We start from the raw sequence: 24,333 nt of genomic DNA, 5'->3' as shown, positions 1-24,333 counted from the left end.
ATACGGGAATCGTACGTAATGCCCCAGGCGGTACGAAATTCATACGCGCCCTGCGGGGCCGTTCACGCCGTCGTGAAGGTCACAGCGACGGGTAGAGCGGGTGCTTCGCGGCCAGGGCCTCCACCCGGCCCCGCAGGGCGGCGGCCGTGTCGGCCGGGAACGGCGACGGGGCCTTGAGGGCCTCCGCGACGACGTCCGCGACCTCGGTGAAGTCCTCCGCGCCGAAACCGCGGGTGGCCAGCGCCGGCGTGCCGATGCGCAGGCCGGAGGTCACCATCGGCGGGCGCGGGTCGTTCGGGACCGCGTTCCGGTTGACGGTGATGCCGATCTCGTGGAGCCGGTCCTCGGCCTGCTGCCCGTCCAGCTCCGAGTCGCGCAGGTCGACCAGGACCAGGTGGACGTCCGTGCCTCCGGAGAGGACCGAGACGCCGGCGGCGGTGACGTCGTCCCGGACCAGGCGCTCGGCCAGGATGCGGGAGCCCTCCAGGGTCCGCCGCTGGCGGTCCTTGAACTCCTCCGACGCCGCGACCTTGAAGGCCACCGCCTTGCCCGCGATCACGTGCTCCAGCGGGCCGCCCTGCTGGCCGGGGAAGACCGCGGAGTTGATCTTCTTGGCCAGCTCGGCCGTGGAGAGGATCACGCCGCCGCGGGGGCCGCCCAGCGTCTTGTGGGTGGTGGTGGTCACGACGTGGGCGTGCGGCACCGGGCTCGGGTGCAGGCCCGCGGCCACCAGCCCCGCGAAGTGCGACATGTCGACCATCAGGTACGCGCCGACCTCGTCCGCGATCCGGCGGAACGCGGCGAAGTCCAGCTGCCGCGGGTAGGCGGACCAGCCGGCGATGATCAGCTTCGGCCGCGCCTCCTTGGCCAGGCGCTCGACGTCGGCCATGTCGACCTGGCCGTCCTCGCCGACGTGGTACGGGACCACCTCGTAGAGGCGGCCGGAGAAGTTGATCCTCATGCCGTGGGTGAGGTGCCCGCCGTGGGCCAGGTTCAGGCCCATGATGGTGTCGCCCGGCTTGAGCAGGGCGTGCATCACCGCGGCGTTGGCCTGGGCGCCCGAGTGGGGCTGCACGTTGGCGTGCTCGGCGCCGAAGAGCTCCTTGAGCCGGTCGATCGCGATCTGCTCGATCACGTCGACGTGCTCGCAGCCGCCGTAGTAGCGGCGGCCCGGGTAGCCCTCGGCGTACTTGTTGGTCAGCACCGAGCCCTGGGCCTCCATGACGGCGACCGGAGCGAAGTTCTCCGACGCGATCATCTCGAGGGTGGACTGCTGACGTGCCAGCTCGGCGTCGATCGCCGCGGCGACCTCGGGGTCGAGCTGGTGCAGGGGCGTGTTGAGCGTCGACATCAGGTTCAGTTCCCGGCGAACTCGGTGTACTCGTCGGCGGTGAGCAGGTCGCCCGGCTCCTCGGAGACGCGGACCTTGAACAGCCAGCCGCCCTCGAAGGGCTCGGAGTTCACCAGCGACGGGTCGTTGACGACGTCCTCGTTGATCTCGGTGACCTCGCCGGAGACCGGGGAGTACAGGTCGGAGACCGACTTGGTCGACTCCAGCTCGCCGCAGGTCTCGCCCTCGGAGACGGCCTCGCCGACGTCGGGGAGCTGGGCGTAGACGACGTCACCGAGGGCGTCGGCCGCGAACTTGGTGATGCCGATGGTGGCGACGCCGTCCTCGACGGGCGACAGCCACTCGTGCTCCTTGCTGTAACGCAGGTCCGTGGGGTTGCTCATGGCTGAGATTCTCCTGTACGCGGGGAGTTTCCGAAGGGTCCGGAAGAACCGGGAAAAGGAAGGGTGCGGCGGAAGGCTACTTCCGGCGCCTGTAGAACGGCAGCGCGACGACCTCGTACGGCTCGTGGGTGCCCCGGATGTCCACGCCCACGCCGGCCGTGCCGGGCTCGGCGTACGCGGCGTCGACGTAGGCCATGGCGATCGGCTTCCCCAGCGTGGGGGAGGGGGCGCCGGAGGTGACCTCGCCGACCACCTCGCCGCCCGCCACCACCTGGTAGCCGGCGCGCGGGACCCGGCGGCCCTCGGCGACCAGGCCGACCAGCTTGCGCGGCGGGTTCGTCGCGGCGCGCTCGGCGGCCTCGGCGAGGGCGGCGCGGCCGACGAAGTCGCCCTCCTTCTCGAACTTCACGACCCGGCCCAGGCCGGCGTCGAAGGGCGTGAGGGAGGTGGAGAGCTCGTGGCCGTACAGCGGCATGCCGGCCTCCAGGCGCAGCGTGTCGCGGCAGGACAGGCCGCAGGGGATCAGCCCCTCGGGAGCGCCCGCCTCGGTCAGCGCCCGCCACACCTGCTCGGCGTGCTCCGGGGCGGTGAACAGCTCGAAGCCGTCCTCGCCGGTGTAGCCGGTGCGGGCGATCAGCGCCGGGACGCCGGCCACGGTGCCGGGCAGGCCCGCGTAGTACTTCAGACCGTCCAGGTCGGCGTCGGTCAGGGAGGCCAGGATGCCCGGGGAGGCGGGACCCTGGACGGCGATCAGCGCGTAGGCGTCGCGGTCGTCGCGGACCTCGGCGTCGAAGCCCGCGGCGCGCTCGGTGAGGGCGTCGAGGACGACCTGGGCGTTGGAGGCGTTGGCGACGACCATGTAGTGCGGGAAACCGGCCCCGGAGTCGCCCAGGCGGTAGACGATCAGGTCGTCGAGGATGCCGCCGTCCTCCCGGCAGATCATCGTGTACCGGGCGCGGCCGACGCCGACCGACGCGATGTTGCCGACCAGCGCGTGGTCCAGCAGCGCGGTGGCCTGCGGGCCGGTGACCGTGATCTCGCCCATGTGGGAGAGGTCGAAGAGACCGGCCCGGGTGCGCACGGCGTTGTGCTCGTCCCGCTCGGAGCCGTACCGCAGCGGCATGTCCCAGCCGGCGAAGTCGGTCATGGTCGCGCCCAGCGAACGGTGCAGGGCGTCGAGCGCGGTGTGACGGAGGTCGGAACTGCTCATGGGCAAACTCCCGGTACGGGCGAAGGCATGACGACGGAGTGTTCCTCCCCATCTGTCATCGGAACCTGAGAGGTTCGCCATGACCGCCGGCCGGGGTCAGGGCTTGCACCGTGGGTGGGCCCGCCGGGGCGGACCGCTTTTCAGATGTGCCTCGCCCGCGCGGTGACTGGGCCTGAGAGATTCAAGGGAGGGACTTGCTCCTTCGGCGCCCGGGACAGGACATGGCGTCCGTCACCCGGGACTCTCCCGCGCGGATTCAAGCGGCCGGTATGCAGTTGGCGCGCTCATCATCGCACGGCCTCCCCGGGCCTGGCGGACCCCCCGTGTGTTGCGGGACCGTGGCGGGAACCGGGCCGAAATGAGACGACCGGCGCATTGCCTTCTCTTTACACTCGGGGGGGATGCTCCAGGTCCCGAACCCATGGGGGAGGACGACCACGTGAAGAGGACGATCGCCGGCGCCGGCCATGCCGTGCCCGTGACCGGCCCCGGCGCGCGCCACCGGGCGCGCTCCTGGGCGGGGCCACGGGCGGGAACACGGACGCAGGGGGCGGTGCGCGCCCAGGGCGCGGACCGGACGGCGCGGTGCGCGGCCGCGGGAACCGTGGCGGACAGGGTGTGCGACCTGCGCGAAGGGGACGGGGGGAACGGCGGGAGCGGCCCCGCGGCCGGCGCGCGGCTGGTCTTCGGGCCGCGGGACGTGGTGGTGGTCACCGGGCTGCCGGGCAGCGGCAAGTCCACGATGATGCGGCGGACCGTCGGGCCGGACGCGGTGCGGATCGACTCCCAGGACACCCGGGACCGGTGGGACGCGTGGATGCCGAGGGCCCTGCCGTACGCGGTGTACCGGCCGCTCGTGCGGCTCGACCACTACGCCGGACTGCGGCGCGCCCTGCGCGGGACGGCGCCGGTGGTGGTCCACGACTGCGGCACCCAGCGGTGGGTCCGCTCCTGGCTGGGCCGGGCCGCCCGGCGGCGGGGCGGGACCCTGCGGCTCGTGCTGCTCGACGTCACCCCCGCCGAGGCCCTGCAGGGACAGCGGGCCCGCGGCCGAGGCGTGTCCCGGTACGCCTTCGCCCGGCACCGCAAGGCGGTCGGGCGGCTCCTCGCCGACGTCGTCGAGCGGGGCCGGCTGCCGCGGGACTGCGGTTCCGCGGTGCTGCTGGACCGCACCGCGGCGCGCGTCCTCGACGGGATCGGTTTCGCCCCGCACGGCGCGCGAGGCGTCCGGCGGCCGGGCGTCCCGTAGTCTGACGTGCCGCAGACAGCGGCGGACCAGCGACAGACAGCGGCAGCGCGGTAACTCCAGGCGGTAACCATGAACTTCGCGACGGACGACCAGACCCTCGGGGGCGGATGGCCCGGCAACGAGCTGGAGGAGGTGCTGGCGGCCTCGGCCGCCGCCCCGGGCTCGGAGTCGACCGGCGGCCGGGTCCTGGAGGTGCTGACCCGCAGCCACGTGTGGATCCCGCTCCCCGGCGGCGGCGACCGCGACAGCCGTACCCTCGACCTGCCCACCGTGGAACTGGGCGGGCAGACCTTCGTCCCGGTCTTCAGCTCCCAGGAGCAGTTCCGGCGCGTCGTCGGCCCCCACATGTCGTTCTCCGTCGCGCCGGTCGTGGAGTTCGCGCGCGGGCTGCCCCCCGAGGTGGGCGTCGTGGTGAACCCGGACGGCGCGGTGGGGCTGCCGCTGACCCCGGCCGCCGTCGCCGAGCTCTGCCGTGCCGCGGGACCCGAGGGCGCGGGGCGCGGCGGGCGGGTGCGGCTCTGGGAGCCGGACTGGCGGGAGGACCCGGTGGACTTCCTGCGCGCCGCCTCCGAGGAGTTCGCCGCCGCCGGGGTGGTCGCCACCGCACGGCGCTGCCTGGCCGCCGTCGAGACGGCGGAGCCGGCGCTGTTCGTCGGCGTCGAGCTCGCCACCTGGGACGCCCCGTCCGGCGACGCCCGCGCCCTGCCGCTGGAGGCGCTCGGCCGCGCCCTGGGCCGCCACCCGGTGTGCTGGCCGGTGAACCTGGTCCTCCTGGACGCCGTCCCGGACCCGGTCTGCGACTACCTGCGCGCCAAGGTGCCGCCGTTCTACGGCGCGGTCTGATGCCCCGCCGCGCCCGCGGGAACCGGCCGGGAGGTTTCCGCTCGCCCGAGGTGGTGTCTGCCGCGCCGCTTAAGCTGGTTTCATAATCCCGGTCGAACACTCGCTGTCGGACGTCGATGGGGCGGAACCAATGTCTTCGCGAAGGGCTGGTTGAGGTGAGCGCGTCGGGCACGGCCGCCGCCGGGCACGTGGAGCAGATGCTGCGCCAGGTCACGCCCGGACGCTATGACGCCTACGAGGCGCTGCTGCGCGCGCTCGCGACCCCGTCCGCCGGGCAGGTCTGGATGCTGCTCTGGCACGGCCTCGCCGGTGCCCCCGACGCGCAGTACGGGAGCATGGAGGTCGACGGGTACGCCTACGCGCCCTGCGTGACGTCCGCCCAGGAGCTGTCCGCGAGCGGCTGGAGCCGCGGGTACGAGGTGACCGACGCCATCGAGGTGGCCCGCGCCCTCTACCCGGGCCGGCACGGCCTCTGGCTCAACCCGCACGCCCCCGGAGGCGGGGTCGGCGTCCCCTGGCTGGACCTGCGCCGCATCGCCACCGGCCTGGACCGGCAGCCCGCCGGACCGCTGCGCCTGTCCGAACCCGCCATCGAGGTCCCGCAGTTCTACGCCCTGCTGGCCCAGAACGCCCACCGCACCCCGGCGGTGCGCGCACTGCGCCGCGCCTGGGTGCAGCCGGCGCTCGGCACGCCCTACCTGGCCATCGGGCTCGACGTGTACGAGGCGTCGCCCGCGGCGGTGGAGTCGGTCCGGTCGATGATGAGCCTGTCCGTCGGCGTGGTGCCGGACGGACTGGCGGTCTCCACGGTCGCCATGGCCGACGACCACGACCCCGTCGTCCTCTGGATGCGGGCCAACGCCCGCCCCTTCTACGACCGCGACGCCCACGGACCGGCCCGCGGCGGATACGGCTACCCGGCCGTCAACTGAACCCCCCGCGTCGGACGTTCGCCCAGTTCGGGCGGAGGTTCCGGCTGTTTCCCCCGTGTTTCGCAACGGAGTTGGGGCCGCGTCCGGCGAGGCGATATGCCGGGTTCGTCAGCTGTTCAGATCTCAGCTAGGTATCACCACTATGCGGACTGTTCTCCCCGCGTAGCGGGCTGAGTAATGTTCGGCCGGTCAGTACGCACCCACCAGTGAACCCCGGAGTGGCCCCGTATGCGCATAGTCAGATCCCGCGTCGCTCGGGCGATAACGGCCGTCTTGGCGGTCGGAATGATCGCGTCGGCGTGCACGAGCGAGCGCGAAAAGGAAGGCTCCGGCGACGGCGCCAAGGACACCTTCGTCTTCGGCGCCCCGGGCGACCCGAGCTCGCTCGACCCGGCGCTCGCGAGCGACGGCGAGACGTTCCGCGTCACCCGTCAGGCCTTCGAGGCCCTGCTGGAGCACGAGTCCGGCGGCAGCAAGCTGGTGGGCGGCCTGGCCGAGACCTGGGAGTCCAACGCCGAGGGCACCGTCTGGACCTTCAACCTCCGCAAGGGCGTGAAGTTCCACGACGGCGAGGCGTTCAACGCCGCGGCGGTCTGCGCCAACTACGACCACTGGTTCAACTGGGCCGGCACCTACCAGTCCAGCGCGGTGTCCTACTACTGGCAGACCGTCATGGGCGGCTTCGCCAAGAACGAGGACAAGGAGGCCCCCGAGGCCAACTACAAGTCCTGCACCGCGAAGGACGAGAACACCGCCGTCATCGAGGTGAAGAAGCCCTCCGCCAACCTCCCCGGCGGCTTCTCGCTCAACGCCCTGGCGATCCACTCGCCCAAGGCGATCGCGGAGTACAAGAACCAGGCGGCGACCGCCAAGGGCGACGCCATCACGTACCCCGAGTACAGCCAGAAGGCCGGCACGGTCGCCGGCACCGGCCCGTACCGGATCAAGAACTGGAACAAGGGCAACAAGGAAGTCACCCTCGAGCGTTTCGACGACTACTGGGGCGACAAGGCCAAGGTCAAGAACATCGTCATCCGCACGATCGACACCGAGGAGGGCCGCCGCCAGGCGCTCCAGGCCGGTGACATCGACGGCTACGACCTGGTCGCGCCGGCGGACGTGAAGACCCTCGAGAACGAGGGCTTCGTGGTCCCGACCCGCGGCGTCTTCAACCTCTTCTACGTGGGCATGTCCCAGGGCGCCGAGCCGGCCCTGAAGAAGAAGGAGGTCCGCCAGGCGATCGCGCACGCCGTCGACCGCGAGAACCTGGTCGCCACCCAGCTGCCCGAGGGCGGCAAGGTCGCCACGCAGTTCATGCCGGACACCATCGCCGGCTACTCGGACCAGGTGAAGCAGTACCCCTTCGACACCGCCAAGGCGAAGGACCTGCTGAAGCAGGCGGGCGAGGACAAGCTCAAGATCGAGTTCTGCTACCCGACCGAGGTCACCCGCCCGTACATGCCTGCCCCGCAGGACCTGTTCGAGCTGATGAAGGCCGACCTCGAGAAGGCCGGCATCACCGTCACCCCGAAGCCGATGAAGTGGGCCCCGGACTACCTGGACGCCACCGAGGCCGGTTCCTGCGCCCTGCACATGCTCGGCTGGACCGGTGACTTCAACGACGGCTTCAACTTCATCGGCACCTGGTTCGCCGAGTACGACAAGCAGTGGGGCTTCAAGGACAAGGAGCTCTTCGAGGCCGTCAACGCCGGCTCCACGCTGACCGGCGACGAGCGCACCGAGGCCTACAAGAAGGCCAACGAGGCGATCATGGAGTACCTGCCGGGTCTGCCCGTCTCCTCCTCGCCCCCGGCCATCGCGTTCGGCAAGAACGTCAACCCGCCGAAGGTGTCGCCGCTGACGCAGGAGAACTTCGCCGAGGTCTCCTTCAAGTAAGCCGCGGTACCCAGGCACCGCAACCCCGCTCCGCCCGGCCGCCGCACCCAAGGCGGCCGGGCGGACGCGTCCATCAGGCAACACGTACGTCAGAAAGGGGCATGCGCGGTGCTGCGTCTCGTCGCACGAAGACTGCTCCAGCTCATACCCACGCTGCTGGGCCTGTCGGTCCTGCTCTTCGTCTGGCTCAACCGGCTTCCCGGCGGCCCCGCTTCAGCGATCCTGGGCGAACGGGCCACCGAGGCCGAGATCACGAGGATCAACCGGCTGCTGGGCCTCGACCAGCCGCTCTACGTCCAGTACTGGCGCTTCCTCAAGCGCATCGCGGAGCTGGACCTGGGCACCTCGGTGCAGACCGGACAGCCGGTCTGGGACGAGTTCACCCTCCGCTTCCCGGCCACCGTCGAACTGTCCGTGATGGCGATGCTGTTCGCCGTCGTCGTCGGTGTCCCGCTGGGCTACCTCGCCGCGAAGCGGCGCGGCGGATGGCTGGACGTGTCCGCGGTCTCCGGGTCGCTGGTCGGCATCTGCATCCCGGTCTTCTTCCTCGCCCTCCTCCTCAAGCAGGTCTTCGCCGTCCACCTGGGCTGGTTCCCCAGCTACGGCCGCCTCTCCACCGGACTGAACGCCACCGAGGTGACCGGCTTCGCCACCCTCGACGGCATCCTCACCGGTGAGTTCGACGCCACCTGGGACGCGCTCGTGCACCTGGTGCTGCCCGCCATGGCCCTCGCCTCCATCCCGCTGGCCGTCATCGTGCGCATGACGCGGGCCAGCGTCCTCGAGGTGCTCGGCGAGGACTACGTCCGCACCGCCGAGTCCAAGGGCCTGCACCCCCGGGTCGTGCGAGGCCGCCACGTGCTGCGCAACGCGATGCTGCCCGTCGTCACCGCGGTCGGCCTGCTCACCGGTTCCCTGCTCTCCGGCGCCGTGCTCACCGAGTCGGTCTTCTCCTTCGGCGGCATCGGCTCCTTCATCCGCGACGCCATCGACGACCGCGACTACCCGGTCCTGGTCGGCTTCATCATGTTCATCGCGATGACGTACGTCCTGATCAACCTCCTGGTCGACCTCGCGTACAGCCTCATCGATCCGAGAGTGCGGGTGCACTGACCGTGAGTATGACCAAAACCGAGAAGATCCAGCGGCTCGCGGAACTCACCGCCCGGGACGAGGGCACCAGCGGCGCCAGCCTCTGGAAGGAGGCGCTGCGCCGCCTGCGGGGCAGCAAGATGGCGCTCATCGGCGGCGCGATCATCCTGCTCTTCCTGATCGTCGCCGTGATCGGCCCGTGGATCGCCCCCTACTCGCCCACCGCGCAGACCTGGCGCAACGAGGTCTTCTCCAACCAGGGGAAGTTCGTGAACCCGCGCGCCGAGAACTGGTTCGGTCTCGACCACCTCGGCCGCGACCTGTTCTCCCGCTTCCTGGTCGGCGCACGGCAGACCCTGCTGGTCGGCGTGATCTCCACGCTGATCGGTCTGATCGTCGGCGCGGTCATCGGCGGCCTCTCCGGCGCCGCCGCCACCCTCGGTGGGGACGCCGGCCGCCGGATCGACTCGGTGATCATGCGCTTCATCGACATGATGCTGGCGCTGCCCTCGCTGCTGCTCGCCGTCTCCGTCGCCGCCGTGATGGGCCAGTCCCTCACCACGGTGATGATCGCCGTCGGTGTCGTCCAGGTGCCGATCTTCGCCCGCCTGCTGCGGGGCGCCATGCTCGCCCAGGGCGGCGCGGACTACGTGCTGGCGGCCCGCGCGCTCGGCATCCGCAAGCGGCGGATCGTGCTCACGCAGATCGTGCCGAACTCGCTGAGCCCCGTCATCGTGCAGACGACCCTCACCCTGGCCACCGCGATCATCGAGGCGGCCGCCCTGTCCTACCTGGGTCTCGGCAACCCCGACCCGGCGGTCCCCGAGTGGGGCGTGATGCTCTCCCAGGCGCAGCGGTTCTTCGACAACGCGCCGCTGATGGCCGTCTTCCCGGCGGTCGGCATCATCATCACCGCCCTCGGCTTCACCCTGCTCGGTGAGGCCATGCGGGAAGCCCTCGACCCGAAGCTGCGAGGCTGAACCACCATGCCACTTCTCTCAGTCGACGAACTGACGGTCACCTTCACCGGAGCCCACGGCCGCAGGGCCAACCGGGCGGTCGACGGTGTCTCCTTCCAGGTCGACCAGGGCCAGGTCGTGGGCCTGGTGGGCGAGTCGGGCTGCGGCAAGTCGGTCACCTCGCTCGCCCTGATGGGGCTGCTGCCCCGCAAGGGCGTCGAGCTGGGCGGCCGGGCCGACCTGGACGGCGAGAACCTGCTCACCATGAGCCGCGGCAAGCTGCGCGACCTGCGCGGCCGCCGGATGGCCATGATCTTCCAGGACCCGCTGTCCTCGCTGAACCCGGTGATCCCGATCGGCGTCCAGGTCACCGAGATCCTGGAGCGCCACCGCGGCCTGAAGGGCGAGGCGGCCCGCAAGCGCGCCGCCGAGCTGCTCGACCGGGTCGGCATCCCGGACCCGACGCGGCGGCTCAAGGAGTACCCGCACCAGCTCTCCGGCGGCATGCGCCAGCGCGCCATGATCGCCATGGCCGTCGCCTGCGCCCCCGAGCTGCTGATCGCCGACGAGCCGACCACCGCGCTCGACGTGACCATCCAGGCGCAGATCCTGGAGCTGCTCAAGGAACTGGTCGACCAGGAGGGCACCGCCCTGCTGATGATCACCCACGACCTGGGCGTGGTCGCCGGCCTCTGCGACCAGGTCAACGTGCTCTACGCGGGCCGGGTCGTGGAGTCCGCCGGCCGCCGCGAGCTGTTCGCCCACCCCACCCACCCGTACGCCAACGGGCTCCTCGGCTCCATCCCCCGCCTGGACGCCCCGCGCGGCGAGCCGCTCACCCCGGTCCGCGGCTCCATCAACGACCGGATCGCCTGGGCCGACGGCTGCGCCTTCGCCCCGCGCTGCGACCGGTACGAGCTGGACTGCCTCGGCGGCGCACCCGCACTGCGCGAGCCCCTGGCCGCCGGCCACCAGGTGCGCTGCCTGCACCCGGTGCTGCACGGCAACGGCGAAACCGACGATCTCCGGACCGAGGAGGTCCCCGCATGAGCCTGCTCGAACTGGACGGAGTGAAGGTCCACTTCCCCGTCAAGAAGGGCCTGGTCTTCGACCGCGTGGTGGGCCACGTGCACGCCGTGGACGGGGTGTCCCTCAAGGTGGAGGCCGGCCAGACCTACGGCCTGGTCGGCGAGTCGGGCTGCGGCAAGACCACCCTGGGCCGGGCCGTGCTGCGGCTCGTCGACATCACCGAGGGCGAGGTCGTGCTGGACGGCACCGACCTGGCCAAGCTGCCGCCGGAGGAGATGCGCCGCTTCCGCAGCCGGCTCCAGATGGTCTTCCAGGACCCCCTGGGCTCCCTCAACCCGCGGCAGAACATCGAGTCGATCCTCTCCGAGGGCATGGCCGCCCACGGCATCGGCGCCGACCGCGAGGAGCGCCGGGAGAAGATCAAGGCCATCCTGTCCAAGGTCGGCCTGCCCTCCGACGCGCTCTCCCGCTACCCGCACGAGTTCTCCGGCGGCCAGCGCCAGCGCATCGGCATCGCCCGGGCGCTGGTCCTCGAGCCCGACGTGATCATCTGCGACGAGCCGGTCTCCGCGCTGGATGTGTCCATCCAGGCGCAGGTGATCAACCTGCTGGAGGACCTCCAGGAGGAGCTGGGCCTGACCTACCTGGTCATCGCCCACGACCTCGCCGTCGTCCGGCACATCTCCGACGTGGTCGGCGTGATGTACCTGGGCGCCCTGGTCGAGGAGGCGCCGAGCGACGCGCTCTACGCCGAGCCGCGGCACCCCTACACCAAGGCGCTGATGTCCGCGGTGCCGGTGCCGGACCCGGAGGTGGAGGAGAAGCGCGAGCGGATCCTGCTCACCGGCGACCTGCCCTCCCCGGCCGACCCGCCGTCCGGATGCCGCTTCCGCACCCGCTGCCCGTGGGGGCGGGACCGGTGCGCGTCCGAGCGTCCGCAGCTGCGGGACATCGGCGACGGGCACCGGGTGGCCTGCCACTTCGCGGAGGAGATCGCCGCGGGCGAGCTGGAGCGGACCGGCGGCGAGGTGGTCGCGGCGGCGCGGCCGGAGGACCCGGAGGCGGTCCCGGTGACGGGCGACGAGCCGGGTCCGGGGCCGGACGCGGGGGTCGTCACCACCAAGTGACCTCCGGCCGGGGGCTTGCCGGCCGTGGCCTTCCGGCCGTGGCCTTGCCGGCCTCCGGCCGTGACCCGGCCGGTGGGTCTTGCGGTGGTTCGAGGGGGCGGCGTCCGTGCGGCGCCGCCCCCTCGCGTGTCCGTCTCGCCCGCGGAACGTGACGCATTGAACGCCAGGTGTCTCGCATGCTGGACCTTTCAATGCAAGGTCGATGCCGGGTACCCGTCACACTATTGAGGTGTCTCCCCTACTGTTCAGCCCGGGCGTCCAGCACACGCTCGAACTGGTCGGCATCTTCGTCTTCGCCATATCCGGCGCGCTGCTCGCCGTGCGCAAGAACTTCGACGTCTTCGGCATGGCCGTCCTCGCCGAGGTCACCGCGCTCGGCGGCGGACTCATCCGCGACGTGGTGATCGGCGCCGTGCCGCCGGTCGCCTTCACCGACCTCGGCTACTTCCTGACCCCCCTGGCGGCCACCGCCCTGGTCTTCTTCCTCCATCCGCAGGTCGAGCGGATCCAGAACGCGGTCAACGTCTTCGACGCGGCGGGCCTCGGCCTGTTCTGCGTCGGCGGGACCCTCAAGGCCTACGAGTACGGCCTGGGGCTCACCGCCTCCGCCACGCTGGGCATGGCCACCGCCGTCGGCGGCGGCGTGCTGCGGGACATGCTGGCCAACGAGGTGCCCTCGCTGCTGCGCTGGGACCGGGACCTGTACGCGGTGCCGGCCATCGTGGGCTCGACCCTGGTGGCCGTCTGCATCAAGCTGGACGCGCTCACCCCGGCCTCCATGGGGGCGGCCGTCCTGGTGGCCTTCGTGCTGCGGCTGCTCGCCATGCGGTACCACTGGCGCGCGCCGCGTGCCTGGCACCGTCGGTCCACCGTCAAGGAGGTCCCCGCGGAGGAGATGCTGGTGTGAGGTGGGCCACGGCCGGGGCGGGAAAAGCTACCGCTCAGTAACGTGTCGTTGTACCGTACTCCCATGTCAGACGCAGCCTCCGCCCAGGCGACCCGGGCCACGATCGGTGACAGCGAGTTCGACCGGGACAGCGCGGTCACCCGCCGCGAGCCCGGTGTCTACGACATCGACCTCCCCGCCGGCTGGACGATCTTCAACGCGGTCAACGGCGGCTTCCTGCTGGCCGTGGCGGCCCGCGCCCTCTCCGACGCCCTGCCGCACGCCGACCCGTTCTCCGTCACGGCCCACTACCTGACGGCCTCCACGCCCGGTCCTGCCGTGGTGCGCACCGAGGTGGTCCGCACCGGACGCAGCCTCTCCACCGGCCAGGCCTCGATCTTCCAGCGCGACGCGGAGGGCAACGAGGTCGAGCGGATCCGCGTCCTCGCCTCCTACGGCGACCTGGACGCGCTGCCGGACGACGTCCGCACCAGCGCGGTGCCGCCGGAGTTCCCGCCGATCGAACAGTGCTTCGGGCCGGAGGACTCGCCGGAGCCGCTGCCGGGGGCGTCCGCGATCACCGACCGCCTGTTCATGAAGCTGGACCCCGCGACGCTGGGGTGGGCGCTGGGCGCCCCCTCCGGCAAGGGCGAGGTCCGCGGGTACTTCGGGCTGGCCGACGGACGGGACGCCGACCCGTTCTCGCTGCTGCTGACGGTGGACGCGCTGCCGCCGACCGCGTTCGACCTGGGGCTGTCGGGGTGGGTCCCGACCGTGGAGCTCACCGCCCACGTGCGGTGCCGGCCCGCGCCGGGGCCGCTGCGGGTCTCCATCACCACGCGGAACCTCGCGGGCGGCTTCCTGGAGGAGGACGCGGAGGTCTGGGACACGGCCGGCCGTCTCGTCGCCCAGTCCCGCCAGCTCGCGCGCGCCCGGCTCAACGGGGGCTGAACCCGGACCGCCCGCGGGAGGCGGACGAGGCGGCGGGGGCTCCGGGTGGCCTGGCGGGGTCCCCGGGTGCGCCGGCGGGGGTCCCCGGCGGCGGGACCCCGCCGCACGGAGGGCAATCCGCGCCGCCCCGTAGAATCGAGGCACCATGGCATACCTCGACCACGCGGCGACCACCCCCATGCTGCCGGAGGCCGCCTCCGCGCTGACCGCCCAGCTGGCCGTCACCGGCAACGCGTCCTCCCTCCACGCAGCCGGCCGCCGCGCCCGCCGCACCGTCGAGGAGGCCCGCGAGACCCTCGCCGAGGCCCTCGGCGCCCGCCCCAGCGAGGTGGTCCTCACCTCCGGCGGCACCGAGGCCGACAACCTCGCCGTGAAGGGCCTGTACTGGGCCCGCCGCGACGCCGACCCGGCCCGCACCCGCGTCCTCGCCAGCCCCGTCGAGCACCACGCCGTCCTCGACGCCGTGCACTGGCTCGCCGAGCACGAGGGCGCCACCGTCGAGTACCTCCCCGTCGACGCCCACGGCCGGGTCCACGCCGACGCCCTGCGCGAGGCCGTCGCCCGCAACCCCGACGACGTCGCCCTGGCCACCGTGATGTGGGCCAACAACGAGATCGGCACCCTGATGCCGGTGCGGGAACTCGCCGACGCCGCTGCCGAGTTCGACGTTCCGCTGCACGCCGACGCGGTGCAGGCCTTCGGTCAGGTCCCGCTCTCCTTCGCGGACTCCGGCCTCGCCGCCGCCACCGTCTCCGGCCACAAGATCGGCGGCCCCTACGGCATCGGCGCCCTGCTGCTGCGCCGCGAGTACACGCCCGTCCCCGTCCTGCACGGCGGCGGGCAGGAGCGCCACGTCCGCTCCGGCACCCTCGACGTCCCGGCGGTCGCCGCCTTCGCCGTCGCCGCCCGGCACGCCGCGGAGCACCAGCCGCTGTTCGCCGAGCGGATCGGCGCGCTCCGCGACGACCTGGTCGAGGCCGTCCGCGCCGCCGTGCCCGACGCGATCCTCGGCGGCGACCCCGACCCGGCCGGCCGGCTCCCCGCCAACGCGCACTTCACCTTCCCCGGCTGCGAGGGCGACTCCCTGCTCCTGCTGCTGGACGCCCAGGGCATCGAGTGCTCCACCGGTTCGGCCTGCACGGCGGGTGTCGCGCAGCCCAGCCATGTGCTGCTGGCCACCGGCGTCGACCCGGACCTGGCCCGGGGCACGCTCCGCTTCTCCCTCGGCCACACCTCGACACCCGTCGACGTGGAGGCCGTGGCCAAGGCGATCGGCCCCGCCGTGGAACGCGCCCGCGCCGCCGGCCTCAGCTGACCGCCCGCCGCGACCACCGAGGCACGCGGCCACCGAGGCACGCGGCCACGGAGGCACGCGGCCACGGAGGCACGCGGCCACGGAGGCACGCGGCCACGAGGCACGCGACCACCGAGGGAACAGGCGTCAGGTCCGGTTCTCCAGGGCCTCCCGCACCAGCTCCATGTACCGGTCCCAGTCCCAGTGCGGCCCCGGATCCGTGTGGTCCGCGCCCGGCACCTCGTGGTGGCCGATGATGTGCTCGCGGTCCACCGGGATGCCGTAGCGCTCGCATATTCGCGCCGTCAGCCGCGCCGAGGCCGCGTACATGGCAGGGGTGAAGTCCTGCGGCCGGTCCACGAAGCCGACGTGCTCGATGCCGACGCTGCGTTCGTTGTAGTCCCGGTTGCCCGCGTGGTACGCCACGTCCAGCTCGCGGATCATCTGGGTGACGCGGCCGTCCTGCTCCACGATGTAGTGCGTCGCCGCGCGGTGCGAGGGGTCCTTGAAGACCCGCACGGCGCTGTCGTAGCCGCCCTGCGTGACGTGCATGACCACCAGCTCGACCGGGTAGTCGTCGGGCCGGTCGGCCCGCCGGTAGTTCGCCTCCGAGGCGGCCGTCCAGCGCGCGCCGCCGAAGTCCACGGCGCCCTCGACGCGCGGCTTCTCCACCCCCGGCACCCGCCACCACACCCGCGACAGCTCGTCACGGCCCAGCGCGGCGACGCCGACGGCCGTCGCCAGGCCGCCGATCAGCAGCCCGCGGCGCCCCACGCGTCGCTCGCGCTTCCCGGCCCGGTGGGCCCCGGTCTTCTCGTCCACGATCCGCACAACGCATATCGGGGGGCGTGGGTTCCCGGGCGCCCCGTACCCTGGAGGGGCTATGACCGATACCCCGCAGCGCCCCCTCCGCGTCCTCGCCGCCATGTCCGGCGGTGTGGACTCCGCCGTCGCCGCCGCCCGTGCCGCCGAGGCGGGACACGAGGTGACCGGAGTGCACCTCGCGCTCTCCGCCAACCCGCAGTCCTTCCGCACCGGAGCGCGCGGCTGCTGCACCATCGAGGACTCCCGCGACGCCCGCCGGGCCGCGGACGTCATCGGCATCCCCTTCTACGTGTGGGACCTCGCCGACCGGTTCAAGGAGGACGTGGTCGACGACTTCGTCGCCGAGTACGAGGCCGGCCGCACCCCCAACCCGTGCCTGCGCTGCAACGAGAAGATCAAGTTCGCCGCGCTCCTCGACAAGGCGCTGGCCCTCGGCTTCGACGCGGTCTGCACGGGCCACTACGCCAAGGTGATCGTCCGCGAGGACGGCTCGCGCGAGCTGCACCGCGCCTCCGACATGGCCAAGGACCAGTCCTACGTCCTCGGCGTCCTCGACGACCGGCAGCTCGCCCACGCGCTCTTCCCGCTCGGCGACACCGTCACCACCAAGGACGAGATCCGCGCCGAGGCCGCCCGCCGAGGCCTCGCGGTGGCCAAGAAGCCCGACTCGCACGACATCTGCTTCATCGCGGACGGCGACACCCAGGGCTTCCTCGCCAAGCGCCTCGGCAAGGCCGAGGGCGACATCGTCGACGAGTCCGGCGCCAAGCTGGGCACCCACGAGGGCGCGTACGGCTACACCATCGGCCAGCGCAAGGGCCTGCGCATCGGCACCCCCGCCCCCGACGGCAAGCCGCGCTACGTCCTCGACATCTCCCCGGTCGACAACACGGTCACCGTGGGCCCCGCCGCGGCCCTCGACGTCACCGCGCTGACCGCGATCAAGCCCCGCTGGTGCGGCACGGCCCCCACCGGCCCCGGCTCCTACACCGCCCAGCTCCGCGCCCACGGCGACGAGACCCCCGTCACCGCGGAGCTCGTGGACGGCGAACTCCGCGTCGCCTTCGCCGAGCCGGTCCGCGGCGTCGCTCCCGGCCAGGCCGTCGTCCTCTACGACGGCACCCGCGTCGTCGGCTCCGCCACCATCGCGTCGACCGTGCGCGCGACGGCGGTGGCCGCCCAGGAGTCCGCGGCCGGCCTGGCGCGGTAGCGGTAGCGGCTCCGGCTCGTCCGCCCCCGCGCTCGTCCTCCCGGCTCTTCTGCGCGGGGTCGTCCGCCCCGGCGCGGACCGCGGCCCGCGGACCCGGTGTGCCGGAGCCCGGCAGCGCCCGGAGGCGTTGTCGGTGCCCGGTGTCACCATGACGGGATGACCGAGTCCTCCGTGATCGCCGCCTACTGGGACGCCGCCGCGCCCGCCTTCGACCAGGAGCCCGACCACGGGCTGGGGGCGGAGGCGACCCGGGCCGCCTGGGACCGGCTGCTGCGGCGGTGGGCGCCGCCGCTGCCGTGCGACGCGCTCGACCTCGGCTGCGGCACCGGTTCGCTCGCCGCGCTGCTGGCGGGGGCCGGGCACCGGTTGACCGGGGTGGACCTCGCCCCGGCGATGGTGGAGGCCGCCCGCGCCAAGCTGGCCGCCGCCGGCCTGCCCGGGCGGTTCCTGGTCGGGGACGCGGCCGAGCCCCCGGTGGGGGAGGAGCGGTTCGACCTGGTGCTGGCGCGGCACGTGCTGTGGACACTGCCCGACCCGGAGGCCGCGCTGCGGGAGTGGGCGGGCCTGATACGTCCGGGCGGCACGCTGGTGCTGGTCGAGGGCCGCTGGCGGCAGTCCGCCGACGCGACTCCGTACGTGCCCGGGGCGGAGGCGCTGCCGTGGACCGGCGGTGTGGCGCCGGAGACGCTGCGTGCGGCCGTGGAGCCGCTCGCGTCGGAGATCACGGTGGAGGACCTCACCGCGGACCCCGACCTGTGGGGGCGCGCGGTGGACGACGTCCGCTACGCGCTGGTCGCGCGGGTCGGGTAGGCCGTCGGGGGATGCGCCGGGCGCCGCAGCGCCCGACGAGCCGTCGAGCCGGGCGGCCGGGAGCACCGCTCCGGCCGCGCACCGCTCAACCCGCCCGTTCCGCCGTCTCCTTGACGGTCCTCAGCGTCGCCTCCATGCCCTCGCCCAGCTCGCGGAGGCGGTAGTCGATCACGTACTCCTCCTTGTCCGGCATCCTGGCGATCACGGCGGTGAGTCCCGAAGGGCCCGGCCCGATCCTCGCGGACTGCCGGAGCAGGGTCCCGCCGTCGACCGGCGTGAGGCTGAACGACCAGGTGGCCATGGGTCGTTCCGGTTCCTCGGAGGGGTCCCCGAAACGGCCGTCGACGTCCAGGACGGCCCAGGTGAGCCGCCGCTCCGGCTCGCACTCCGTGATGTGGGCCAGGGTGCGGCCCTTGCCGACCACCGGGTGCTCGTTGTGGCCGACGTACCGCGCGCCGGGGGCCGGTCCGGTCGCCCCGTCCAGCCACTCGGTCCGCCGCAACTCCGGGCTGCCCTTGGCCATTTCCTCCAGGTCGCCGACCACCGCCCACACCCGGCCGGGCTCCGCGGCGATGAAGATCTCGCGCTCCGTGGCAGGTCCGTCGGAATAGCGCACGTTCCCCCCTGTCCGGGGCACGGTCGCTCGCCGGCCCCCGTAGGGCGATGCTAGACCTGCCAACTCCGGCCGGAACCTGTGCGGTTGGCCACAAGGGACGGCAAGGGCACGGGAGGCGCGCGGCCGGGAAGGGCGCCGGCGTCAGACCTGCGCACCACCGCGTTGCTCCGCGACCTCCGACACCAGCCGCGCCGTCACCGGCACCGGCACGCCGTGCCGCTCCGCCGCCCGCAGGACCGCCCCGCCGATCGCGTCGAGTTCCAGCGCCCGGCCCGCCTCGGCGTCCCGCCGCATCGAGCTCCGCATCCCCGGCGGGCAGGCGTCGTACATCGCCAGGCTCTTCGCCGGGTCCAGGGGCGCCCCGCAGGCGGTGGCCACCGCGGCGATCTCCTCGGTCAGCGCCACCAGGTCCGCCCGGTGGGTGGTGCGCACGCCCTCCGCGTCGGTCAGGTGCCGGGTGGTCAACAGCGCGAACGGGGCGAGGAAGGCCAGCTTGCCCCAGAGCACCGAGACCTCGGAGGAGGCGATCCGCGGCCGCACCCCGGCGGAGTCCAGCAGACCGGCCACGGGGCGGAGCACGGACTCCGGCAGCCCGGCCAGGTCGACGTCGCAGAAGGGACTGCCGTGTTCGATCACGCCCGGCGCCACGCGCGTCGCCTCGACCCGGATGACCCCGGCGGCGACCCGTCCGGCGCCGTAACGGCCGCGCAGCAACTCGACGTGCTCCACGCCGTTCAGCAGCGGGACGACCACCGCGTCCGGCTTCAGCATGCCCTCCGGCACCCGCTCCAGCGCGGCCTCCAGCGAGGGCTGCTTCACCGCCACCACGCACAGGTCCACCGGCTCCCGCAGCTCGGTGTCGGCCTCCACGGCGGCGGTGAACTCCCCGAACGCCCCGCTGCGGACGGTGATGCCGCGCTCCCGCAGCACCGACGCCGTCTCCTCGCGGGCCAGGCAGACCACCCGGTGCCCCGCCCGGGCGAACACGGCGGCCAGCAGCCCGCCGACCCCGCCCGGGCCGAGCACCGCGACGGTGGCGGGGGAGGAGGGCACGGTGGCGGGTGACGGCATGAGGGGACTCCTTCTCGGGTGGGCCGACGCGCAGCAAGCGGACAAGCGGACAAGCGGGCAAGCGGGCAAGCGGGCAAGCGGGCAAGCGGGCAAGCGGGCATGCAGGCAAGCGGGCAAGCAGGCCTGCAGGTGGGCGGACGGACGGGGCCGGGGCTCCGGGACGCTCCCGAGATGATCAGCTCATCCGTCACCCGGGCACAAGCCCGGAGGGCGCGGGGGCGGATTTCCCGGGACAGTGCCCAGTGATCGGTTTTAGAGTGCGGCCATGACAATTCAACGGGGGGAAGCGCCGGTCGTGGCGTTCGGGGGCGTCGTCAAGGAGTACGGCGCGGTACGCGCCGTGGCCCATCTGGACCTGCGGTTCGCGGCGGGGGAGCGGGTCGCCCTGCTGGGGCGCAACGGCGCGGGGAAGTCCACCTCCATCGCGCTGATGCTGGGCCTGGAGGAACCCACCTCCGGCACGGTCGAACTGTTCGGCGGGCCACCGCGCCGGGCCGTGGAGGGCGGCCGGGTCGGCGCGATGCTCCAGGACTTCACACCGGTCTCCCGGATCACCGTGCGCGAACTGGTCGGCTTCGTCGGCTCCGCCTACCCCGCGCCCCTGCCGGTCGCCGAGGTCCTCGACCTGGCCGGCATCGGCCACCTCGCCGGGCGCCGGGTCGAGAAGCTGTCCGGCGGGCAGATCCAGCGGGTCTGCTTCGCCGTCGCGCTGGTCGGCGACCCGGACCTGCTGATCCTCGACGAGCCCACCGCGGCCCTCGACGTGCAGGCGCGGCAGGAGTTCTGGACCTCGATGCGCGCGCTCACCGACCGCGGCAAGACGGTGCTGTTCTCCACGCACTACCTGGAGGAGGCAGACCGCAACGCCGACCGCATCGTGGTGATCGACCGCGGGCGGCTGATCGCCGACGGCACCGGGGCCGAGATCAAGCGGACCGTGGGGACCGGCCTGGTCGCCTTCGACGCCGTGGACGGCACGCTCCCGGACGGCGTCGGCGCGCTCCCCGGAGTGCTGTCCGCCGAGGTCGCCGACGGCCGGGTGCGGCTGCGGACCACCGACCCGGACGCGACCACCGTCGCCTTGGTCGGCCTGCTCACCCCGCGCGGCCTGGAGGTCACCCAGGCCGGCCTCGAGGAGGCGTTCCTCACCCTGACCTCCGAGCCCTCCGGGCCTGCCGTCCCGTCCGGGCCTTCCGACCCCTCCGAGCCCTCCGCGACCGCCGTCGCGGCAGCGAAAGGAACCCTGCGATGAGCGCCGACGCCGCGGCCGTCTCCCGTTACGTCGGCCTGGAACTGCGGCGCACCTTCCGCGACGTGGGCTTCGTGATCTTCGGCATCGGCACCCCCGTGCTGATGTACGTCATCTTCACCTCGGTCGGCGACCGGGGACCCATCGCCGACGAGTGGGCGGTCGTCGCCATGGTCGGCATGGCCTCCTACGGTGCGCTCGGCGCCGCCCTGACGGCCGGGTCCGCGGTCGCCGAGGACAAGGCCAAGGGCTGGCTGCGCCAGCTCCGCGTCACCCCGCTCACCCCCGCCCAGGTGGTCGCCGGACGGACCCTGACCGGCTCGCTGATGGTGCTGCCGGCGGTCGTCGTGGTGCTGCTCACCGCCCGGCTGCTCAACGGCGTCGGCCTGGCCCTGTGGCAGTGGCTCGCGCTGGCCCTGCTGCTCTGGCTGGGCTCGCTGCCGTTCACCATGCTGGGCATCGCCAACGGCTACCTGCTGACCCAGCAGACGGCCAACGTCACCAACGTCACCTGCAACCTGGCCTTCGCCCTCGTCGGCGGCCTCTGGTTCCCGCTCTCGGAGTTCCCCTCCGGGCTCGCCGCGGTCGCCGAGTGGAGCCCGGGGTACCTGTTCGCGCAGCTCGGGCACGAGACCGTGGCCGGACACGCCCCCGGCCCGGGGACGGTGCTCGCGCTGGCCGGCTGGCTGCTGCTCTTCGGCGCGTACGCGGCCCACGGCTACCGCAGGGCGGGGCGGCGGGCCTGACCTGCGGACGGGCCGCGGTGACGGGCCGCGGTGACGGTGCGCGGGAAGCGGCGGGGCGCCTCCGGCGGGAGCGGTACGGTGAGCGGTATGAACATCTGCGTCTTCCTCTCCGCCGCCGACCTCGACGAGAAGTACACCCGGCCCGCCAGGGAGTTCGCCGAGCTCATAGGCCGGGGCGGCCACACCCTCGTCTGGGGCGGCTCCGACTCCGGGCTGATGAAGGTGGTCGCGGACGGCGTGGAGGAGTCCGGCGGACAGCTGTACGGCGTCTCCGTGGACTTCCTGGCCGCGAAGGCCCGGCCCGGCCTCGACAGCATGGTTGTCGCCAAGGACCTCGCGGAGCGCAAGCGGCTGATGCTGGAGCGTGCCGACGCCGTGGTGATCATGGTGGGCGGCACCGGCACGCTGGACGAGGCCACCGAGATCATGGAACTCAAGAAGCACGGGCACACCGAGATGCCGATCGTGCTCCTCAACACCGCCGGGTTCTACGACGGCCTGCACCAGCAGTTCCTGCGGATGGAGGCCGAGGGCTTCCTGTTCCGGCCGCTCACCGAGATGATCCTCTTCGCCGAGGAGCCGCTGGGCGCCATGGCCTACCTGGAGGAGAGCCTCGGCCACGCCTGAGCCACGGCCCGGCCCCGCCCGGGCTACGCCCCGCCCGAGCTACGCCCCGCCCCGGCCTGAACCTCGGTCACGCCCGGGTCCGGCGTGGGCCGGAGGCGGGCCTGGTGCGAGCATGGGGCGCATGGCAACTCATGTGATCACCGGCGCCGGCTCCGGCATCGGCGCCGCCGTCGCCCGACGGCTGCTGGAGCGCGGCGACGAGCTCGTGCTGCACGCCCGGGACGCGGGCCGGGCCAAGGAGCTCGCGGCCCGCTTCCCCGGCGCCCGGACGCTGGTCGGCGACCTGAACGACCCGGACAAGCTCTCCTGGGCCTTCTCCCACCAGAGCCTGCCGGAGCGGATCGACTCGCTGCTGCACATCGCCGGCGTGGTCGACCTCGGGCCGGTGGGGGAGCTCACCCCCAAGGCGTGGCGCCACCAGCTCAACGTCAACCTGATCGCGCCCGCCGAGCTGACCCGGCACTTCCTGCCGCAGCTGCGGGTCGCGCGGGGGCACGTGCTGTTCGTGAACTCCGGGGCCGGGCTCGACGCCTCGCCGAACTGGGCGGCGTACGCGGCGTCCAAGCACGGTCTGAAGGCGCTGGCCGACTCGCTGCGGCAGGAGGAGCACGGCAACGGGGTGCGGGTCACGTCCGTGTACCCCGGCCGCACGGCCACGCCCATGCAGGCGAAGGTGCACCAGCAGGAGGGCAAGGAGTACGACGAGGCGCGGTGGATCGACCCCGAGTCGGTCGCCACGACCATCCTCATGGCCCTCGACCTGCCCCGCGACGCCGAGGTCAACGACCTCACCGTCCGCCCGGGCCGCTGACCCGCGGGCCGGCCGCGGCGGCGGAGCGCCGCTGCCGCCGCCGCCGGGGAGGCCACGCGAGGGGACGGGGGCGCGGGCGCGGGTGCCCCCGGGGACCGCGGGCCCGCCCGCTTCCGTACCCTTCCGGGGTGAGCGAAAAGCGTAGGTTCAACTTCGGGCCCGCCACCGGGGTGGGCTCCCTCCCCGGCGAGGACGCCCTGGAGGCCGCCAAGACCGCCGTGGGGTCGTTCGAGACGTTCGCGTTCCTCCCCGAGCTCCCCGCCCGCGGCCCCGGCGCGGACATGATCGGCCGCACCGCCGGCCTCCTCGTCGAGATGTACGCCCGCGTCGAGCCCAGCGGCTGGCGCCTGGGCGACCGCCCCGGCCGGGACACCCGCCGCGCCCACGCCTGGCTGCGGCAGGACCTCGACGCGCTGGAGGAGCACACCCAGGGCTACGAGGGCCAGGTCAAGGTGCAGGCCGTCGGCCCGTGGACGCTGGCCGCCGCGCTGGAGATGAGGAACGGCGAGGCCGTGCTGTCCGACCCCGGCGCCGCCCGCGACCTCACCGGCTCCCTCGCCGAAGGGCTGCGGAACCACCTCGCCGAACTGCGCCGCCGGGTCCCCGGCGCCGAGATCGTGCTCCAGCTCGACGAGCCCTCCCTCACCGCCGTGCTGCGCGGGCAGATCCGCACCGCCAGCGGCTACCGCACCCACCGCGCCGTCGACCGGCAGGTCGTGGAGGCCGCCCTGCGTGAGGTGATCGCCGTGCACGACGGCCCCGTGGTCGTCCATTCCTGTGCCCCCGACGTCCCGTTCGCGCTGCTGCGCCGCTCCGGGGCCGCCGCCGTCTCCTTCGACTTCTCGCTGCTCACGGAGCGTGACGACGACGCCGTCGGCGAGGCGGTCGAGGACGGCCTGCGGCTGTTCGCCGGAGTGGTGCCGGGCACCGACGCCCCGTTGTCCGACCCTGCCGGTAGCGTCATGGGTGTCAGGACGCTCTGGCGCAGGCTGGGACTGTCCCCGGGTCTCCTCCCGGAGGCGGTCACGATCACGCCGACGTGCGGACTCGCCGGGGCCACCCCGGCCTACGCGCGGAAGGCGCTCGCACAGTGCGTCCGGGCGGCGACATCGCTCGCGGACAACCCTGAGTAACGGGAGGACCGACAGTGGCCGGCGAGGACCAGC

24 protein-coding genes and 1 riboswitch are annotated in these 24,333 nt (G+C 73.1%); of the genes, 18 read left to right on the top strand and 6 right to left on the bottom strand.

Annotated elements, in window-relative coordinates; translation table 11 throughout:
• Positions 1–79: 79 nt before the first annotated feature.
• The 3 genes from glyA to gcvT all read right to left on the bottom strand — a co-directional run bounded on the left by glyA (position 80) and on the right by gcvT (position 2,944).
• Positions 80–1,351 (bottom strand): serine hydroxymethyltransferase, encoded by a 1,272-nt coding sequence (glyA, locus tag ABZ836_RS20255; protein ID WP_356136918.1) that lies wholly within the window; start codon positions 1,349–1,351, stop codon positions 80–82.
• A 5-nt stretch (positions 1,352–1,356) separates the two neighbouring features.
• On the bottom strand, positions 1,357–1,734 hold the full coding sequence (gcvH, locus tag ABZ836_RS20250) for a glycine cleavage system protein GcvH (RefSeq protein ID WP_361143992.1): 378 nt from the start codon (positions 1,732–1,734) through the stop codon (positions 1,357–1,359).
• Between the two features lie 76 nt (positions 1,735–1,810).
• Positions 1,811–2,944 carry a glycine cleavage system aminomethyltransferase GcvT gene (gene gcvT, locus ABZ836_RS20245; protein ID WP_361143989.1) on the bottom strand — a complete coding sequence of 378 codons (1,134 nt, stop codon included), beginning with the start codon at positions 2,942–2,944 and terminating at the stop codon, positions 1,811–1,813.
• Between the two features lie 150 nt (positions 2,945–3,094).
• A riboswitch (glycine riboswitch) is annotated at positions 3,095–3,203 on the bottom strand.
• 366 nt (positions 3,204–3,569) lie between these two features.
• Here gcvT and ABZ836_RS20240 point away from each other — a divergent pair.
• From ABZ836_RS20240 to ABZ836_RS20190, 11 genes are all read left to right on the top strand, one after another.
• Complete coding sequence (locus ABZ836_RS20240; RefSeq protein ID WP_361144052.1) at positions 3,570–4,193, top strand: AAA family ATPase; 624 nt, start codon at positions 3,570–3,572, stop codon at positions 4,191–4,193.
• Positions 4,194–4,262: 69 nt separating this feature from the next.
• Complete coding sequence (locus tag ABZ836_RS20235; protein ID WP_361143986.1) at positions 4,263–5,036, top strand: enhanced serine sensitivity protein SseB; 774 nt, start codon at positions 4,263–4,265, stop codon at positions 5,034–5,036.
• Positions 5,037–5,191: 155 nt separating this feature from the next.
• Positions 5,192–5,968 (top strand): enhanced serine sensitivity protein SseB C-terminal domain-containing protein, encoded by a 777-nt coding sequence (locus ABZ836_RS20230; protein WP_356136926.1) that lies wholly within the window; start codon positions 5,192–5,194, stop codon positions 5,966–5,968.
• Between the two features lie 228 nt (positions 5,969–6,196).
• The gene (locus ABZ836_RS20225; protein WP_361143982.1) at positions 6,197–7,864 is read left to right on the top strand and encodes an ABC transporter substrate-binding protein; all 1,668 of its coding nucleotides are present in this window, start codon (positions 6,197–6,199) and stop codon (positions 7,862–7,864) included.
• A 108-nt stretch (positions 7,865–7,972) separates the two neighbouring features.
• Complete coding sequence (locus tag ABZ836_RS20220; protein ID WP_361143979.1) at positions 7,973–8,977, top strand: ABC transporter permease; 1,005 nt, start codon at positions 7,973–7,975, stop codon at positions 8,975–8,977.
• A complete protein-coding gene (locus tag ABZ836_RS20215; RefSeq protein ID WP_356137019.1) occupies positions 8,974–9,936 on the top strand; it encodes an ABC transporter permease in 963 nt (320 codons plus the stop codon). Before ABZ836_RS20220 ends, ABZ836_RS20215 begins: the two co-directional genes overlap by 4 nt.
• A 6-nt stretch (positions 9,937–9,942) precedes the next feature.
• Positions 9,943–10,965: an ABC transporter ATP-binding protein gene (locus tag ABZ836_RS20210; RefSeq protein WP_356136932.1), complete on the top strand. Its 1,023-nt coding sequence runs from the start codon at positions 9,943–9,945 to the stop codon at positions 10,963–10,965.
• Positions 10,962–12,071: a dipeptide ABC transporter ATP-binding protein gene (locus tag ABZ836_RS20205; protein WP_361143976.1), complete on the top strand. Its 1,110-nt coding sequence runs from the start codon at positions 10,962–10,964 to the stop codon at positions 12,069–12,071. Before ABZ836_RS20210 ends, ABZ836_RS20205 begins: the two co-directional genes overlap by 4 nt.
• A gap of 229 nt (positions 12,072–12,300) precedes the next feature.
• Complete coding sequence (locus tag ABZ836_RS20200) at positions 12,301–12,978, top strand: trimeric intracellular cation channel family protein (RefSeq protein WP_356136936.1); 678 nt, start codon at positions 12,301–12,303, stop codon at positions 12,976–12,978.
• A 63-nt stretch (positions 12,979–13,041) separates the two neighbouring features.
• The gene (locus tag ABZ836_RS20195; protein WP_356136938.1) at positions 13,042–13,908 is read left to right on the top strand and encodes a thioesterase family protein; all 867 of its coding nucleotides are present in this window, start codon (positions 13,042–13,044) and stop codon (positions 13,906–13,908) included.
• A gap of 145 nt (positions 13,909–14,053) precedes the next feature.
• Positions 14,054–15,223, top strand: coding sequence for a cysteine desulfurase family protein (locus ABZ836_RS20190; protein WP_361143972.1), 1,170 nt, complete (start codon positions 14,054–14,056; stop codon positions 15,221–15,223).
• A 126-nt stretch (positions 15,224–15,349) separates the two neighbouring features.
• On the opposite strand, the gene ABZ836_RS20185 is transcribed toward ABZ836_RS20190, so the two are convergent.
• Positions 15,350–16,024, bottom strand: a complete 675-nt coding sequence (locus ABZ836_RS20185) for an N-acetylmuramoyl-L-alanine amidase (RefSeq protein ID WP_356136942.1) — start codon at positions 16,022–16,024, stop codon at positions 15,350–15,352.
• A gap of 61 nt (positions 16,025–16,085) precedes the next feature.
• Here ABZ836_RS20185 and mnmA point away from each other — a divergent pair, with 61 nt between their 5' ends.
• The gene (gene mnmA / locus ABZ836_RS20180) at positions 16,086–17,237 is read left to right on the top strand and encodes a tRNA 2-thiouridine(34) synthase MnmA (RefSeq protein ID WP_356136944.1); all 1,152 of its coding nucleotides are present in this window, start codon (positions 16,086–16,088) and stop codon (positions 17,235–17,237) included.
• Between the two features lie 156 nt (positions 17,238–17,393).
• Positions 17,394–18,047 carry a class I SAM-dependent methyltransferase gene (locus ABZ836_RS20175; RefSeq protein WP_356136946.1) on the top strand — a complete coding sequence of 218 codons (654 nt, stop codon included), beginning with the start codon at positions 17,394–17,396 and terminating at the stop codon, positions 18,045–18,047.
• A gap of 85 nt (positions 18,048–18,132) precedes the next feature.
• Here ABZ836_RS20175 and ABZ836_RS20170 read toward each other — a convergent pair whose 3' ends face one another.
• Positions 18,133–18,663 carry an SRPBCC family protein gene (locus ABZ836_RS20170; protein WP_356136948.1) on the bottom strand — a complete coding sequence of 177 codons (531 nt, stop codon included), beginning with the start codon at positions 18,661–18,663 and terminating at the stop codon, positions 18,133–18,135.
• Between the two features lie 141 nt (positions 18,664–18,804).
• The gene (locus ABZ836_RS20165; protein WP_356136950.1) at positions 18,805–19,734 is read right to left on the bottom strand and encodes a 2-dehydropantoate 2-reductase; all 930 of its coding nucleotides are present in this window, start codon (positions 19,732–19,734) and stop codon (positions 18,805–18,807) included.
• A 265-nt stretch (positions 19,735–19,999) separates the two neighbouring features.
• Here ABZ836_RS20165 and ABZ836_RS20160 point away from each other — a divergent pair, with 265 nt between their 5' ends.
• The 5 genes from ABZ836_RS20160 (at position 20,000) to ABZ836_RS20140 (ending at position 24,300) form a co-directional block, all read left to right on the top strand.
• On the top strand, positions 20,000–20,986 hold the full coding sequence (locus ABZ836_RS20160) for an ABC transporter ATP-binding protein (protein ID WP_361143967.1): 987 nt from the start codon (positions 20,000–20,002) through the stop codon (positions 20,984–20,986).
• Positions 20,983–21,729: an ABC transporter permease gene (locus ABZ836_RS20155; RefSeq protein WP_356136954.1), complete on the top strand. Its 747-nt coding sequence runs from the start codon at positions 20,983–20,985 to the stop codon at positions 21,727–21,729. Before ABZ836_RS20160 ends, ABZ836_RS20155 begins: the two co-directional genes overlap by 4 nt.
• An 87-nt stretch (positions 21,730–21,816) precedes the next feature.
• Positions 21,817–22,356 carry a TIGR00730 family Rossman fold protein gene (locus ABZ836_RS20150; protein ID WP_356136956.1) on the top strand — a complete coding sequence of 180 codons (540 nt, stop codon included), beginning with the start codon at positions 21,817–21,819 and terminating at the stop codon, positions 22,354–22,356.
• A 112-nt stretch (positions 22,357–22,468) separates the two neighbouring features.
• Positions 22,469–23,167, top strand: coding sequence for an SDR family oxidoreductase (locus ABZ836_RS20145; protein ID WP_356136958.1), 699 nt, complete (start codon positions 22,469–22,471; stop codon positions 23,165–23,167).
• Positions 23,168–23,295: 128 nt separating this feature from the next.
• The gene (locus ABZ836_RS20140) at positions 23,296–24,300 is read left to right on the top strand and encodes a methionine synthase (protein ID WP_361143964.1); all 1,005 of its coding nucleotides are present in this window, start codon (positions 23,296–23,298) and stop codon (positions 24,298–24,300) included.
• The last annotated feature ends 33 nt before the right edge of the window (positions 24,301–24,333 follow it).

Source organism: Streptomyces sp. NPDC047130 (assembly GCF_040643475.1).
Classification (GTDB): Bacteria; Actinomycetota; Actinomycetes; order Streptomycetales; family Streptomycetaceae; genus Streptomyces.
This window is presented reverse-complemented; position numbering and strand designations above follow the sequence as displayed.